General features: G+C 68.0%; 12 protein-coding genes and 1 pseudogene. 8 read left to right on the top strand and 5 right to left on the bottom strand.

What is annotated here, in order from left to right:
* The first annotated feature begins 69 nt into the window (after positions 1-69).
* The 3 genes from H6844_12720 (at position 70) to H6844_12730 (ending at position 4,690) form a co-directional block, all read left to right on the top strand.
* Complete coding sequence (locus tag H6844_12720; GenBank protein ID MCB9930260.1) at positions 70-3,009, top strand: molybdopterin-dependent oxidoreductase; 2,940 nt, start codon at positions 70-72, stop codon at positions 3,007-3,009.
* A gap of 91 nt (positions 3,010-3,100) precedes the next feature.
* On the top strand, positions 3,101-3,931 hold the full coding sequence (locus H6844_12725; GenBank protein MCB9930261.1) for a hypothetical protein: 831 nt from the start codon (positions 3,101-3,103) through the stop codon (positions 3,929-3,931).
* A gap of 111 nt (positions 3,932-4,042) precedes the next feature.
* Entirely contained in the window at positions 4,043-4,690 is a 648-nt protein-coding gene (locus H6844_12730; protein ID MCB9930262.1) for a hypothetical protein, read from the top strand.
* Between the two features lie 223 nt (positions 4,691-4,913).
* Here H6844_12730 and H6844_12735 read toward each other — a convergent pair whose 3' ends face one another.
* Complete coding sequence (locus tag H6844_12735) at positions 4,914-5,138, bottom strand: hypothetical protein (GenBank protein MCB9930263.1); 225 nt, start codon at positions 5,136-5,138, stop codon at positions 4,914-4,916.
* 46 nt (positions 5,139-5,184) lie between these two features.
* Positions 5,185-6,336 (bottom strand): CoA transferase, encoded by a 1,152-nt coding sequence (locus H6844_12740; protein MCB9930264.1) that lies wholly within the window; start codon positions 6,334-6,336, stop codon positions 5,185-5,187.
* Between the two features lie 102 nt (positions 6,337-6,438).
* Between H6844_12740 and H6844_12745 the strand changes: the two genes are divergently transcribed.
* Complete coding sequence (locus H6844_12745; protein MCB9930265.1) at positions 6,439-7,620, top strand: CoA transferase; 1,182 nt, start codon at positions 6,439-6,441, stop codon at positions 7,618-7,620.
* A gap of 59 nt (positions 7,621-7,679) precedes the next feature.
* Here H6844_12745 and H6844_12750 read toward each other — a convergent pair whose 3' ends face one another.
* The 3 genes from H6844_12750 to H6844_12760 form a co-directional block, all read right to left on the bottom strand.
* Positions 7,680-9,050, bottom strand: a complete 1,371-nt coding sequence (locus tag H6844_12750; GenBank protein MCB9930266.1) for a mechanosensitive ion channel — start codon at positions 9,048-9,050, stop codon at positions 7,680-7,682.
* An 80-nt stretch (positions 9,051-9,130) separates the two neighbouring features.
* Positions 9,131-9,640 (bottom strand): CreA family protein, encoded by a 510-nt coding sequence (locus H6844_12755; GenBank protein MCB9930267.1) that lies wholly within the window; start codon positions 9,638-9,640, stop codon positions 9,131-9,133.
* A gap of 9 nt (positions 9,641-9,649) precedes the next feature.
* On the bottom strand, positions 9,650-9,841 hold the full coding sequence (locus H6844_12760; protein MCB9930268.1) for a hypothetical protein: 192 nt from the start codon (positions 9,839-9,841) through the stop codon (positions 9,650-9,652).
* A 97-nt stretch (positions 9,842-9,938) separates the two neighbouring features.
* On the opposite strand from H6844_12760, the gene H6844_12765 reads away from it, so the two are divergent.
* The 4 genes and pseudogenes from H6844_12765 (at position 9,939) to H6844_12780 (ending at position 14,832) form a co-directional block, all read left to right on the top strand.
* Complete coding sequence (locus tag H6844_12765) at positions 9,939-11,162, top strand: CoA transferase (GenBank protein MCB9930269.1); 1,224 nt, start codon at positions 9,939-9,941, stop codon at positions 11,160-11,162.
* A 90-nt stretch (positions 11,163-11,252) separates the two neighbouring features.
* A complete protein-coding gene (locus tag H6844_12770) occupies positions 11,253-12,485 on the top strand; it encodes a 3-methyl-2-oxobutanoate dehydrogenase (2-methylpropanoyl-transferring) subunit alpha (GenBank protein ID MCB9930270.1) in 1,233 nt (410 codons plus the stop codon).
* Between the two features lie 3 nt (positions 12,486-12,488).
* Positions 12,489-13,505 carry an alpha-ketoacid dehydrogenase subunit beta gene (locus H6844_12775; protein ID MCB9930271.1) on the top strand — a complete coding sequence of 339 codons (1,017 nt, stop codon included), beginning with the start codon at positions 12,489-12,491 and terminating at the stop codon, positions 13,503-13,505.
* A pseudogene (locus H6844_12780) lies at positions 13,505-14,832 on the top strand (2-oxo acid dehydrogenase subunit E2). Before H6844_12775 ends, H6844_12780 begins: the two are co-directional and overlap by 1 nt.

Below are 14,832 nucleotides of genomic sequence, written 5' to 3' on the forward strand. Positions count from 1 at the left end.
TGTTGACCCGGCCGCGAAAATCCCGTTCGTTACCGGAACCCGCTGTCGCACCTTCCGGAAGCCGCGCCCATGTCCAACCGCCTCGCCCTGATGATCGACTTGGAGCGCTGCACCGGCTGCAAGTCGTGCGAAGTCGCCTGCAAGACCGAACACGGGCTCGGCGCCGGCGAGCGGCGGAACCGGGTCCTGTGGCTGCCCAGCCGCACGAACGGCACGGCGCGACCGGCGCTGGACTTCCTGACCATGGCCTGCCAGCACTGCGACCGGCCCGCCTGCCTGCGCGCCTGCCCGGTCAACCCGAAGGCCATCGCCAAGGACCCGGAAACCGGCGTGGTGCAGGTGCTGGAGGACCGCTGCGTCGGCTGCGGCGAGTGCGTGGCCGCCTGCCCCTATGGCGCCATGGGCTATGACGCCGACGGCCACCATGCCGTCAAATGCGATCTCTGCGCCGAGCGCCGCGCCGAGGGCGAGGCCACCACCGCCTGCGCCAGCGTCTGCCCGACCCGCGCCATCAGTTTCGGCGAGCGCGACAGCCTGCTGGCCGAGGCCGAAGCCCAGGGCCGCAGCCTGCTCGACAACGATCCCTGGCTGCTGGAGCCGGCGACGCTCTATCTCGATCGGCTGATCGGCGAGGCCCAGCACTTCACCACCGAAGACCGCGCCATCCCCGGCGTCACCGACAGCGGCCGGTTCGAAAGCCAGCCCTCCGTCTATCCGTTCGGCGCACCCAGGGCCGAGCGCCGGCCGGACACGGTCATCCCCGGCGGCTGCAATATCTGCTTCAACGCCTGCCCGACCAAATACCATTTCCGCGACGGCAAGCTGGTGAAGATCACCGGCAATGACGATGACCCGCTCTACCAGGGCCGCGTCTGCCCGAAATCGCAATTGTCGCTCCAGCTCTACACCAGCGAAAAACGCCTCACCCGGCCACTGAAGCGCGTCGGCAAGCGCGGCGAAGGCCGGTTCGAGCCGATCTCGTGGGAGCAGGCGCTGGACGAGATCGCCGACAGGATCAAGGCCGTTCGCGACGCGCATGGGCCGGAGGCGCTAGGCATTTTCGCCGGCACCCGCACGGGCACGCTCGCGAACAAGGGCTATATCCGGATGTTCTACCAGATGTTCGGCACGCCGAACTTCGAGACGACGGAGCCCTACTGCTCCAGCGGCAAGAACATCGCCTTCCAGTTGGTCCTCGGCGCGGCGGGCAGCGGCAACAGCTACACGCCGGACGACATGGGCTCGGCCGGGCTCTACGTCTATGTCGGCGACAACCAGGCGGAGACGCGGCCGGTTCATTTCGGCATGATCAACGACTGGCGGCTGAAGAACGGCGCGCGCATGATCGTCGTCGACCCGCGCCAGACCGTGACCGCCAGCAAGGCGAACTGGCATCTGCCGGTGCGTCCGGGCTCCGACCTGGCGCTGTTCCTCGCCCTGGCCTATCACATTTTCGACGCGGACCTGCACGATCACGCCTTCTGCCGCGACCATGTCGAGGGCTGGGAGCAGTGGCGCGATTTCCTGTTCGAGAAGGGCTATTCGCCGGACTGGGCCGCGCCGATCTGCGACCTCTCCGCCGACGATATCCGCCAGCTGGCAAAGGAGATCGCCACCGCCGACGGCTGCGTCATCTTCGGCAGCCGCGGCCTGAACCAGCACACCAACTCGGTCCAGAACAACCGGGCAATCCTGTTCGTCGCCGCCATCACCGGCAATATGGGCCGCAAGGGTGGCGCCTATTTCAACGTCAGTTCCGGCAATCCGGCGGAAGCGAACGCGCCGGTCGAGCGCCGGGCCGCCCCAAGCCGGCCGCGCGTGCGCACCAGCCCCGCGGCCTGGACCGACGCCATGCTGACCGGCGAGCCCTACCCGCTCAAGGCCCTGATCGCCAACAACAATCCGATGGCGCTCTGGCCGAGCCAGGACAAGACGCGCAAGGCGTTCGAGGCGCTGGACCTGCTGGTCCATATCGACCTGTACCTGAACGAGACCAGCGCCTTTGCCGACTATGTGCTGCCGGTGGCGACCGGCATCGAAAAGGGCGAGATCAGCCGCGCCAGCGAGGACCGGCGCATCGTCTGGATCGACAAGATGATCGACCCGCCGGGCGAGGCCAAGCCGGACGGCTGGATCTGGATCGAACTCGGCAAGCGCTTCGGCTTCGGCGACGTGATGAAGGAAGACTGGAAGGACCCGGCCCGGTTCTGGGACGAGGCGATGATCGGCCACCCACAGGTCCGCGGCATCACCCAGGCCCATCTCCACGCCACGCCGCGGCGCTGGCTGCGCTTCCCGATGTCGACCGAGGACTCGCCGGAAATCGACACGCTCTACACCGAGGGCACGACCGCCCCCGGCGCGCCCGAAGGCCACCGCTTCCCGACGCCCAGCGGCAAGCTGGAATTCTGGACCGAGGCGCAGGAGGCGAAGTTCCAGGCCCTCGGCCTTTCCGCCCTGCCGGAATTCTATGGCGAGCGCGAGGCGTTGATCGACATGCCCTATATGGAATTGCTGGACGACGACCGGGCGGAGGGCGTGCCGAACCCGTTCCTGAACGGCGCTGCCTACGCGCCGCGCGGCCGCATCGTCTCCGGCGCCAACGCCGCGCCCGGCGCGGCCTTGCGCGAACAGGGCTTCACCCTGGAACTGGTGAGCGGCCGCCCGCCGGCACCGCACTTCCACTCCTGGACCCACAATTCCTGGCAGGCGCAGGAGATGTGGCCGGACCTCTATTGCCAGATCCACCCGGAGACCGCCGGCCGGCTCGGCATCCGCGACGGCGAGCGCGTGCGCATCGAGACCTCCCATGGCGAGACCGAGGCCCGCGCCTGGGTCTATGCCGGCATCCGCAAGACCGCCGTGTTCATCCCCATCGGCTGGGGCGAGAAACAGCCCTACCACCCGTGGAAGCCGGTCAACTTCCTGACCGACAAGAGCCAGCGCTGCCCGATCAGCGAACAGACCAATTTGAAGTCGCTGCTCTGCCGGGTCAGCCGGGCGGCCTGACGACCGATGCGGCCGAACGCGCACGATTCCTTGACAGGATCGCACCGCCCCTGTTCAGCTTGCAGCAAAGTCATCCAGGAGCAGACCACCCATGAACATGCAGTTGAAACACGCTTGCGCCGCCTTGGCGCTGAGCGTCCTGTTGGCTGGCGGCGCCCGGGCAGCGGACGGCTCCGAAGCCGACATTGTCGGCCTGACATTGGGCATGACGGTCGCGGAGGCAGAAGCCGCAATCAAGGCCTACAACCCGGATCTTCACATTCAGCCGCCAGTTCAGAAAATTTATCAATATCGCGTCGGCAACAAAACACACAAAACCGACCCGTTCGTCAGTTATATTTTCGCTGTTTCCGGCAAAAAGCAGCATGACAGTATCTATGTTTATTTCTCTCTACCGCCGTCAGAGCCGCGTGCCATAGCGATATCGCGAATACACAACAATTTCGACCCGCCGATTTCTCGCGAAGCCTATATTGAAGCTCTTCATGAGAAATACGGGCCGCCGCAAGCTTCAGAGATCGATGCGACGAACGACAACAAACGGCAGACGCATCGCTACCAGTGGCTGATTGGCGATGGCAAGGTGCAGTGCCTGCGTGCCATTCCGGGCGGATACAAGGTCGATGGACCTTATGGAAGTGTCGGCGCATCCACCGGTGCGATTGAATCCGGCAGAATCCTGCCTGCGATCCAGAATTCCACCACCGGCAAGATGATCGCCCCGGATGCGACAAGCCCAGACGATTGCGCGGTCTTGCTGACCTATTCGCTCGCTTATGATCCCTTAGGGTCGGCCAAAGGCGTGTTGGTGGATGTAGCCGCCGCCGCCCGCAGCGAGGCCGGAGTTGCGGCATGGATCGATTCGCTGGTGCAGAACCGCCAACCGCCGGCAAAACCGGCATCGGGCAAGCCAAAGCTCTGATCGTCACCGCACCGCCCTTGCCGGCGACCGCAGAAAGTCGCTACGCGACCGCCGCGCGCTGCGTCTAAACTGTGGCTAAACCCTACGCGCTCTCGGAAAGGAGCTCCGCCCATGGCCAGCGCCACCGGCATTCTCGCCGTCGGTTTCGACTTTGCCACCGCCCATGCCGACGAGTTTCACGACTGGTACGACCTGGAGCACATTCCGGAACGCCAGGCCGTGCCCGGCTTCGGGCTCTGCGAGCGCTGGATCAGCGTCGAGAACCCGACCGAGGCGCTGGCGATCTATGACCTGGACAGCCTCGCCGTGCTGCAGAGCGACGCCTACAAGGCCATCGCCTACGACAATCTCTCGGTGTGGTCGAAGCGGGTGACCGCCATGTGCCAGCGCCTGGTGCGCTTCGAGGGCACCCAGACCGTGCCCGGCAATCTCGCCGCGCCGGAGGGCGCCGGCGGCTTTCTGCTCAACGCCATGAACTGCGCGCCGGAGGGCGAGGACGAGTTCAACAAATGGTACGAGGAGGAGCACCTGCCCCTGCTCTCGGCCGTGCCGGGCACGATTGCCGCCCGCCGCTATGTGGCGCCGGCGGGTGCCACCACCACCCACAAATATCTGGCGATCTATCACCTGGAAGCGCCGGAGGTGACCAAGACCGAAGCCTGGGCCAAGGCGGTTGAGACGCCGTGGACGCTGAAAGTGCGCCCGCATTTCCGCGACCGGGTGCGCGTGCTGGCCAAGCGCTACAGCCGCGGCGGCTGAGGCCACCGCGACCGCCCCCCAAAGCTTTCCCGGCCGAGCCGGAGGCGAGCCGGGATCTCCGAGCGAACGCGGCCCGGGATCCCGGATCGGCGCTTCGCGCCGTCCGGGAAAGCGCGCTTCGCGAATACCGCTTCACCGGGCTCGCACGCCGCAGCGGCCCAGATCGGCGCTCCGCGCCGTCCGGGGATCACCGGCGCTCCCGCGCCGTCCGGGGTACGAAGCCCTAGCGCTGCTTGATCGCGCCGGCGCCCGCCAGGCGGTCGATTTCCGCCGCGACCGGCACACCCCAGAGCTTTCCGGCCGAGCCGGAGGCGAGAGCCGGGATCTCAAGCGAACGCGGCCCGGGATCCCGGATCGGCGCTTCGCGCCGTCCGGGAAAGCGCGCCTTCACGAATACCGCTTCACCGGGTTCGCACGCCGCAAGCGGCCCCGGATCGGCGCTTCGCACCGTCCGGGGAACACCGGCGCTCCCGCGCCGTCCGGGGTACGAAGCCCTAGCGCTGCTTGATCGCGCCGGCGCCCGCCAGGCGGTCGATTTCCGCCGCGGCGAAGCCCCAGTCGGCCAGGCCCTCTTTCGAGTGCTGGCCGGCATAAGCCACGCCCATCGGCGTTTTCGACGGCGTGCGCGAGAATTTCGGCGCCGGGCCCGGCTGTTTCACGCCATCCAACTCGATAAAGCTGCCGCGGGCGACGTTGTGCGGATGCTCCATCGCCTCGCTCATCGACAGCACCTGGCCGAAGCACACGTCGGAGTCCTCCATGATCGCCGCCCATTCCGCGCGGGTCTTGGTCTTGAAGATCTCCTTGAGCGTCGCCCGGTTCACCGCCCAGGACGAGCGGTCGAGCTGGTCGGGAATGGCCTTGCCCTTCAGCCCGGTCTTCTCCAGCAGCAGCGCATAGAATTGCGGCTCGATCGAACCGATGGAGACGTATTTGCCGTCCTTGCACTCATAGGGGCCGTAATAGTGCGCGCCGCCGTCCAGGCGGTTGTGGCCGCGCTGCTCTTCCCAGGCGCCGGAGGCCAGGGCGCCGTACATGGCGCTCATCAGCGAGGCGGAGCCTTCCACCATGGAGGTGTCGACCACCTGGCCCTTGCCGGACTTCTGCGCCTCGACATAGGCCGCGAGCGCGCCCACGACCATGTAGAGCGCACCGCCGCCGAAATCGCCAACCAGGTTCAGCGGCGGCACCGGCGGGCCGTCCACCGGGCCGATGGAGTGCAGCGCGCCGGACAGCGAGATATAGTTGATGTCATGGCCGGCGGTGTGCGCGATCGGCCCGTCCTGGCCCCAGCCGGTCATGCGGCCATAGACCAGTTTCGGATTGCGCTTCAACACGACGTCGGGGCCGAGGCCCAGGCGCTCCATGACGCCGGGGCGGAAGCCCTCGATCAGGATGTCGGCCTTTTCGCAGAGTTGCAGGGCCAGTTCGACGCCGTCCGGATTTTTCAGGTCGATGGCGACGTTTTTGCGGCCGCGCAACAGGTTGTTGTATTTCGGCTCGGCCTTGCCTTCCTTGCCGACATTGACGGCGCGGTCGATGCGCAGCACCTCCGCCCCCATATCGGCCAGCATCATGCAGGAAAACGGGCCGGGGCCGATGCCTGCAAATTCAACGACTTTCACGCCTGTCAGCGGACCACTCATGGTTTCCTCACCTTTGCTGAAAAGAGATGTGTTGTCGGATCAACGGGTGCCCGGCAGCATAAGCGCGACTTGTCGACGGTTCAACGCAGAGGCGCAGCCCCCATGACCCAACCCTTTACCGGCATCCGCATCCTGGACTTCACCCAGGTGTTTGCCGGCCCTTATGCAAGCTACCAGCTGGCGCTGCTCGGCGCCGACGTCATCAAGGTGGAGATGCCGGGCGGCGAAAGCGCCCGCTCCACCAACGGCAGGACCGGGCCGAAGGGCGACCAGACCTCGCCGATCTTCATGGCGGCCAACGGCAACAAGCGCGGTATCTGCCTTGACCTGAAACGGCCGGAAGCGGTCGCCGCCGTCAAGCGGCTGGCGACGCAGGTCGATGTCGTGATGGAGAATTTCCGCCCCGGCGTCATGGACCGGCTCGGCATCGGCTGGGAGGTGCTGCACGCGCTGAACCCGGCCCTGATCTATTGCTGCGTCTCCGGCTTCGGCCGCGAGGGACCGGATGCCCGCACGCCCGCCTATGACGGCAAGATCCAGGCGGTGAGCGGCATCATGTCGGTCACCGGCTATCCCGAGAACGGGCCGACGCGGGCCGGCTTTGCCGTTGCCGACGCCATTGCCGGCATGACCGCGGCCTTCGGCGTCGCCAGCGCCCTGATGCAGCGGACCCAGACCGGCCAGGGCCAGCTGGTCGACGTTTCCATGCTGGATTCGGCGCTCAGCTTCCTCTCGCCCACCGTCGCCGACTGGACTTTTGCCGGCTTCCGGCCAGAGCAGTACGGCAATATGGCGATCAGCCGCCGCCCGACCGCCGACCTGTTCCAGGCCCGGGACGGCCATTTCCTGCTCGCCTGCAACACCGACGCCCAGTACGAGGTGCTGGCCAAGGTGCTGGACCGCCCCGACCTGCTGACCGACCCGCGCTTTGCCGACTGGGACAAGCGGTCGGAAAACAAGGCCGCATTGCAGGCGCTGATCAACACGGTGTTCGCCACCGCCACCGCGGCCGAATGGGACGAGCGGCTGAACAAGGCCGGTTGCCCCTGCTCGAAAATCTGGAGCATCCCGGAAGTGGTCGACCACCCGCAGCACGCCTGGCGCCCGTCCGGCATGCAGCAGGTCGACGGGTTGAAGCTGATGGGGGCCGGCTTCTCGTTCGCACACGGCGGCCCCAAGCTGGACCGCCTGCCGCCCGCCCCCGGCGAGCACACGGAGGCGGTGCTGCGCGAGGCCGGCTTCAGCGCCGACGAGATTGCGGCCCTGACCGCGCCGGGCGCCTGAACGGCGGCACCGGAGAGCCCCGGCGCCGGCACGACCGGCCCAAACGCGACCGGGGGCCGTCAGCGCAACAGGTCGGTGCGGCCCTCGGGGATGGCGGCCCCGCCGGCGCCAGCCTGGGCTTCGAGATCGGCGCTCTCGTTTTCCAGCCGATCCTCGGACTCCGTCGCCGGCGCATCGGGTTCGACGCGGGCGACCTCCTGCTGCCGGGCGGTTTTGGCCGCAGCGAGGTCCGCCGCGGTCGCGGCACCCGTCGGGCCGGCCTGCACCAGCGGAACGCCTTCCGGGAAGATGATTTCGCGCGCGTCGTCGGGCATGGAAATTCCCGCCTCGATCAAGGCCGCCTTGACCAGCCGCAACAGCGCCGATCGCACCTTGAGTTCCGAATATCTGTGGCCGTCGAACCAGTAATACACCTTCAGATTGACGGTGGAGGAGCCGAGCGTATCCACCAGAACCATCGGCGGCGGCTCGTTCGTGACCGCCTCATGGTCTTTCAGCACCCGCAGAATGATGTCCTGAACATCCGACACCGAGGCGTCGTAGCCGATCCCCACTTCCAGCACCTCGCGGCGCTGCGGCGCGGCCGTGTAGTTGACGATGCTGCTCTTGAAGATGGTCGCGTTCGGAATCTGGATATGGTTGCCTTCGAGCGACAACAGGATGGTGCTGCGGGTGTTCATGCTCTGCACCAGGCCCGAAAAGCCCGCGACCTCGACGAAATCGCCGGCGCGGAAGGGCTGGCGGATGCTGAGCAGCAGGCTGGCGAGAAAATTCTCGGCAATGTCGCGGAAAGCGAAGCCGATGACGATGCCCAGCACGCCGGCGCCGCCGATCAGGGACAGGGCGAGCCGCGTCAGCCCCGCCACTTGCAGCACGATGTAAATGCCGAGCAGCAGCGTGGGCAGCGCGATGGCGCGAGCGATGACATCCCGCAGGAACACGGAGGCCACCTGCGTCCGCAGGGCGCGCATCGAGAGCCGGTGGACCAGCCGCGACGCATACCAGGCCATTGGCAGGACGATCAGCGCCAGCGCGATCAGCGGCAGCATGGCGATGGCCTGGCGTCCCAGCCGCTCGATCTCCGCCATGGCCGGCGCGAAGGTCCACTGGACCTCCTGGCGGACCGCGATCCGGTTGACCACCGCGACCACGTCCTGGGTCTTGGCGGCCAGGTCGCGGGCCCAGTTGCGGTGGTCCTCGGAGCCCGTGGTGCCGTCCAGAAACACCACGCCGTCCCTCACTTCCACCCGCGGCGCCTGGAACCAGCCGGTGGAGCGCAAAATCTCGGTGATGCGCCGGTCGATCTGGTCGTCACGCGCCACCGGGGCGACGGCAACGGCCTTGTCCGGCGCCGTCACCTCCTCCGCCGGGGCCGGCAAGGGCTGTTGCGCCGCCGCCGCCGTGCCGACGGAACCGCAGAGCAGCGTCAGAACCGCGAGAACCGCCGCGAATTGGCCTACTCGGCGGCCGCCCAAGCCGTTCGCGGCCGCGTGCGAGGCTCGCCCGGTCGTCACCGCTCGATCCGAACCTCGCCCGGCGGCTCGCTGCCCCACGGCATCAACGCGACCGCGGTGACGGCATTCTTGGGCGAGCCGTCAATCAGCTTGTCGGAATAGGTGAGGTAGACCAGGACCTTGCGCTTGGCGTCCCAGAAGCGGACCACTTGCAGCTTTTTGAACCAGAAGCTGCGGCTCTCGCGGAACACTTCCTCGCCCTCCTCGTCGGCGCTGATCGGCTTGCGGAACGAGATCGGCCCCACCTGGCGGCAGGCGATGGACGCGTCGGAAGTTTCCTCCGCCACGCCGATGGCGCCGGAAATGCCGCCCTTGCGGGCCATGGAAAGATAGCAGGTGACGCCGGCGACCTTCGGATCGTCGAACGCCTCCACCGCGATATGCTTGTTGGCGCCGACCCAGTTGAAGGCCGTGTCCACCCGGCCGATTTCCTCGGCCCGCAAGGCGGGGGAGGCCAGCACCATTGCCAGCGCGAGGCCGGCGCCGCACAGTCTGAGAGACAGCATGAGCCCGCGTCAGTCCTCGCAGCGCAGGCAGCGGACCTCGCCGAAAATCACCTCGGCATCGCCGTCCTGCATCGCATAGTCCACCAACACGCGCAGCGCCTTGTCCCGGTCGGGCAGGTCGTATTTCTCGGCCATCTGCGTCAGGAAGGCGACCGCGTCCTCCTGGATTTCGAAGCTGATGCTCACCTTGTCGCCAGCCATGGGGGGCTCCTTCTCGGGGTAGGGAAGGTCGAAACGATTGCAGATCGCGCGGCAAGCGGCAATGCTTGGCCGCAACAAACTTCGGGAGACCATCGCCATGGCTGAAACCGCGCTGGCCGGCGTGCGCGTGCTGGACCTGACCCGCGTGCTGGCGGGGCCGTTCTGTACCATGATGCTGTCCGACCTGGGCGCCGAGGTGTTCAAGGTCGAAAATCCGGACGGCGGCGACGAAACCCGGTCCTACCGCCCGGTCGGCACCGACCGCGAGTCGCCCTATTTCCTGGCGATCAACCGCAACAAGCGCTCGCTGGCCATCGACATCACCCAGCCGGAAGGCGCCATCGCCGTGCGCGCGCTCGCCGCAAAATGCGACGTGGTGGTGGAGAGCATGCGCACCGGCGCCATGGAGCGCTACGGCCTCGGCTATGCCGACCTCGCGAAGGACAATCCGCGGCTGATCTACGGCTCGATCTCCGGCTATGGCCGCACCGGGCCGCTGGCGGATCGCGGCGGCTACGACCCCATCGCCCAGGCGGAGGTCGGCATGATGGCGATGACCGGCGACCCGGACGGCCCGCCCACCCGCATGGGCGTCTCGCTGTTCGACGTCATGGCCGGGCAGTATCTGGCCCAGGCGGTGCTGGCCGCCCTCTATGCCCGCGACCGCACCGGCCAGGGCCAGCGCATCGACGTGCCGCTCTACGATTCGGCGCTGTCCACCATCCTGCCCTACACGGCGCGCTATCTGATGGAGGGCACGGACGAGACCCGCATCGGCAATTCCAGCCTGGTGGCCCAGCCGCTGAACGTCTACCAGGCCGCGGATGCCCCTTTCGTGCTTTGCGCCGCCGGCGACCGCCTATGGCGCAAGCTTTGCCGCGACGGCCTCGACCGCGCGGATCTGGCGGACGATCCGCGCTATGCCACCAATGCCGACCGGGTGGCGAACCACACGGATCTGAAGCGCGACATGGACATGGTCTTCCGCACCGCCACCCTGGCGGAGTGGCTGGAGCGCCTGCGCCGGGCCGGCATTCCCGCCGGCGCGATCCGCACGCCGGGCGAGGCGCTGGACTCCGCCGAGACCCGCGACCGCGGCATGGTCATCCAGGCGCCGCACCCGACCGAGGGCCAGGTGCCGACGGTCCGCTCGGCCCTGACCCTGACCGGCACGCCCGTCCGGGCGCCGGTCGGCGCGCCGCTCTTGGGCCAGCACACGCTCGAAGTGCTGCGCGACGTCGCCGGCTATGCCGAGGGCCAGGTGCGGGGCCTCGCCAACCGCGGCGTGGTTCATCTGCACGGCGAGCCGGCGCCCGACTGAGACCGTCATCATCGGCGTACCGCTTCCTTCCAACCACGGCCAGGATGCACTACCTTTAGAAGGTGTTCGTTTGCAGAAGGGATGCCGGTCATGCCCCCGCGAGAGCCCCTGTCGCTGCAAGTGCCGGAGCCGGAATGGCGGCCGGGCGACACGCCCGACTATTCCGGCATCACCATCCCGCGCGCCGGAACCGTGCGCCGCCCGCCGGTCGACTGCACCCCGGAAACCATCCGCGACCTCGCCTACACCATCATTCGCGTGCTGGACCGCAACGGCAATGCCGTCGGCCCCTGGGCCGGCACGCTGAGCGACGAGCAGGTGTTGCAGGGCCTGCGCCATATGATGACGCTGCGCACCTACGACGCCCGCATGCTCCAGGCGCAGCGCCAGGGCAAGACCTCGTTCTACATGCAGCATCTGGGCGAGGAGGCGATCAGTTGCGCCTTCCGCACCGCGCTCTCGCCCGGCGACATGAACTTCCCCACCTATCGCCAGGCCGGCTTGTTGATCGCGGGCGGCTACCCGCTGAAAGACATGATGTGCCAGATCTATTCCAACACCGCCGACCCGCTGAAAGGCCGGCAATTGCCGGTGATGTATTCCTCGAAGGAGGACGGATTCTTCTCGATCTCCGGTAACCTCGCGACGCAGTTCATCCAGGCGGTCGGCTGGGCCATGGCGTCGGCCATCAGCCGGGACGACAAGATCGCGGCCGGCTGGATCGGCGACGGCTCCACCGCCGAGAACGACTTTCACGCAGCATTGGTGTTCGCCTCCACCTACAAGGCGCCGGTGGTGCTGAACGTCGTCAACAACCAGTGGGCGATCTCGACCTTCCAGGGCATTGCCCGCGGCGGCTCCGGCACCTTTGCCGCGCGCGGCCTGGGCTTCGGCATCCCGGCGCTGCGGGTGGACGGCAACGACTATCTGGCGGTGCACGCCGTCGCCGCCTGGGCGGTGGAGCGGGCGCGGCGCAATCTGGGGCCGACCCTGGTGGAATACGTCACCTATCGCGTCGGCGGACATTCCACCTCCGACGATCCCAGCGCCTATCGCCCCAAGGCGGAAAGCGATGCCTGGCCGCTGGGCGACCCGGTGCTGCGCCTCAAGGCCCACCTGATCGCCAAGGGCGCCTGGAGCGAGGAACGGCACGTGCAGGCGGAGGAAGAGGTGCGCAGCACCGTCATCGCCGCCCAACGCGAGGCGGAGGCGCTCGGCACGCTGCATTCCGGCGGCCAGCCGTCGGCCCGCGACATGTTCGAGGATGTCTACGCCACCATGCCGCCGCACCTAGTGCGCCAGCGCCACGACGCGGGAGTCTGAGCCATGCCGCGCCGGACCATGGTGGAAGCGATCCAGAACGCGCACGACATCGCCATGGAGCGGGACGAGCGCGTCGTCGTCTTCGGCGAGGATGTGGGCTATTTCGGCGGCGTGTTCCGCTGCACCGCCGGCCTGCAGAAGAAATACGGCAAGACCCGCTGTTTCGACACGCCCATCAGCGAACTGGGCATTGTCGGCGCGGCCGTCGGCATGGCGGCCTACGGCCTGCGGCCCTGCGTCGAGATCCAGTTCGCCGACTACATGTACCCGGCCTACGACCAGATCGTCTCGGAGGCGGCGCGGCTGCGCTACCGCTCGGCCGGGCAGTTCACCTGCCCCATCGTCATCCGCATGCCCGCCGGCGGCGGCATTCATGGCGGCCAGACCCACAGCCAGAGCCCGGAGGCGCTGTTCACCCATGTGGCCGGCCTGAAAACCGTGATGCCGTCCAACCCCTACGACGCCAAGGGCCTGCTGATCGCCGCCATCGAGGACCCGGACCCGGTGATCTTTCTGGAGGCGAAGCGCCTCTACAACGGCCCGTTCGACGGCCATCACGAAAACCCGGTCATCCCCTGGAAAAACCACGAGCTGGGCGAGGTGCCGGACGGCTATTACACCGAGCCGCTGGGCAAGGCGGCGCTGCGCCGGGAAGGCCGCGACGTCACCGTGCTGGCCTACGGCACCATGGTCTATGTCGCGCTCGCCGCCGCCGCGGAGACCGGCATCGACGCGGAGGTGATCGACCTGCGCACCCTGATCCCGCTGGACCTGGACGCCATCGCCGCCTCGGTGCGCAAGACCGGCCGCTGCGTCGTCGTGCACGAGGCCACCCGCACTTCCGGCTTCGGCGCGGAACTGACGGCGCTGGTGCAGCGCCATTGCTTCTACAGCCTGGAAGCCCCGGTGAAGCGCGTCACCGGCTGGGACACCCCCTATCCGCACGCCCAGGAATGGGCCTATTTCCCCGGCCCCGAGCGCGTCGGGCGGGCGCTCTGCGACGTGATGGAGGCCGAGTGATGGGCGAACTCTCCGTCAAGCTGCCGGACGTGGGCGAAGGCGTGGCCGAGGCCGAAGTGGTCGAATGGCACGTGCGGGAAGGCGACCTGGTGCGCGAGGACGACCTGCTGGTCGCTGTCATGACCGACAAGGCCACCGTCGAAATCCCGGCCCCCAGGGATGGCAAGGTGCTGCGCCTGGGCGCGCCGGTGGGCGAGATGCTGGCCGTCGGCGCCGAACTGATCCGGCTGGAAGTGGCGGGCGAAGGCCAGGCCGAGGCCGAGGCAAGCCCGCGCGAGGCCGGACCTCAGCCGCCCGCCGCAGCCGCGCCGCAGGCCAGGGCCTGAAGTCGCCGCACCGGCAGAGACGTCCGCAGCCCCACCAGCCCTGCCTCACCCACTGCCCCGCCCCTGCCCCGCCGCCGCCCGCGCGTCGCCGCGACATTCCCCCATGACCGGCCGGCCGCTCCGTGCCGAGGGCGAAACCGCTGGCCGCGCCCTCCGTGCGCAAACGGGCGCGGGACGCGGGGGTCGATCTGCGCCAGGTGCCGGGCAGCGGCCCCGCCGGGCGCATCACCCATGCCGACCTGGATGCGTTCTTCCAGCAAGGCCCCGGCCCCAGCCGTGCGCCGGGTCTGGTGCCGGACACGAACGTGCGCGAGGTCAAGGTGGTGGGCCTGCGCCGGCGCATCGCCGCGAAAATGGCGCTCTCCAAGCGGCGCATCCCGCACTATTCCATCGTCGAGGAGACCGACGTCACGGCCCTGGAGGACCTGCGCGCGGAACTGAACGCCGGCAAGCCCGCCGACCGGCCGCGGCTCACCCTGTTGCCCTTCCTGATGCGGGCGCTGGTCAAGGCGGTGGCCCAGCACCCGGAGGTCAACGCCCTCTACGACGACGAGGCCGAGACGGTGCAGCAGTTTGCCGGCCTGCATATCGGCATCGCCACCCAGACCGACGCCGGCCTGATGGTGCCGGTGGTGCACCATGCCGAGGCCCGCGACATCTGGGATTGCGCGGCGGAACTCCTGCGCCTGTCCGAGGCCGCCCGCAGCGGCCAGGCCACGCGCGACGAGCTGACGGGCTCGACCATCACCATCACCTCGCTGGGGCCGCTGGGCGCCATCGCCACGACGCCGGTGATCAACCATCCGGAGGTGGCGATTGTCGGGGTGAACAAGATCGCCGTCCGGCCGGTCTGGGACGGCGCCGCCTTCCAGCCGCGCAAGATCATGAATTTGTCGTGCAGCTTCGACCACCGGGTGGTGGACGGCTGGAACGCCGCCCGCTTCGTACACACGCTGAAGCGCCTGCTGGAAACGCCGGCGCTGATCTTCGTGGAGGGCTGA

The organism is Alphaproteobacteria bacterium, from assembly GCA_020638555.1.
Classification (GTDB): Bacteria; Pseudomonadota; Alphaproteobacteria; order Bin95; family Bin95; genus JACKII01.

Excerpts from the sequence above, each read along its gene's own strand:
- H6844_12720 (MCB9930260.1), top strand. The coding sequence starts at position 70 with ATGTCCAACCGCCTCGCCCTGATGATCGACTTGGAGCGCTGCACCGGC.
- H6844_12725 (MCB9930261.1), top strand. The coding sequence starts at position 3,101 with ATGAACATGCAGTTGAAACACGCTTGCGCCGCCTTGGCGCTGAGCGTC.
- H6844_12730 (MCB9930262.1), top strand. The coding sequence starts at position 4,043 with ATGGCCAGCGCCACCGGCATTCTCGCCGTCGGTTTCGACTTTGCCACC.
- H6844_12740 (MCB9930264.1), bottom strand. The coding sequence starts at position 6,336 with ATGAGTGGTCCGCTGACAGGCGTGAAAGTCGTTGAATTTGCAGGCATC.
- H6844_12745 (MCB9930265.1), top strand. The coding sequence starts at position 6,439 with ATGACCCAACCCTTTACCGGCATCCGCATCCTGGACTTCACCCAGGTG.
- H6844_12755 (MCB9930267.1), bottom strand. The coding sequence starts at position 9,640 with ATGCTGTCTCTCAGACTGTGCGGCGCCGGCCTCGCGCTGGCAATGGTG.
- H6844_12760 (MCB9930268.1), bottom strand. The coding sequence starts at position 9,841 with ATGGCTGGCGACAAGGTGAGCATCAGCTTCGAAATCCAGGAGGACGCG.
- H6844_12765 (MCB9930269.1), top strand. The coding sequence starts at position 9,939 with ATGGCTGAAACCGCGCTGGCCGGCGTGCGCGTGCTGGACCTGACCCGC.
- H6844_12770 (MCB9930270.1), top strand. The coding sequence starts at position 11,253 with ATGCCCCCGCGAGAGCCCCTGTCGCTGCAAGTGCCGGAGCCGGAATGG.
- H6844_12775 (MCB9930271.1), top strand. The coding sequence starts at position 12,489 with ATGCCGCGCCGGACCATGGTGGAAGCGATCCAGAACGCGCACGACATC.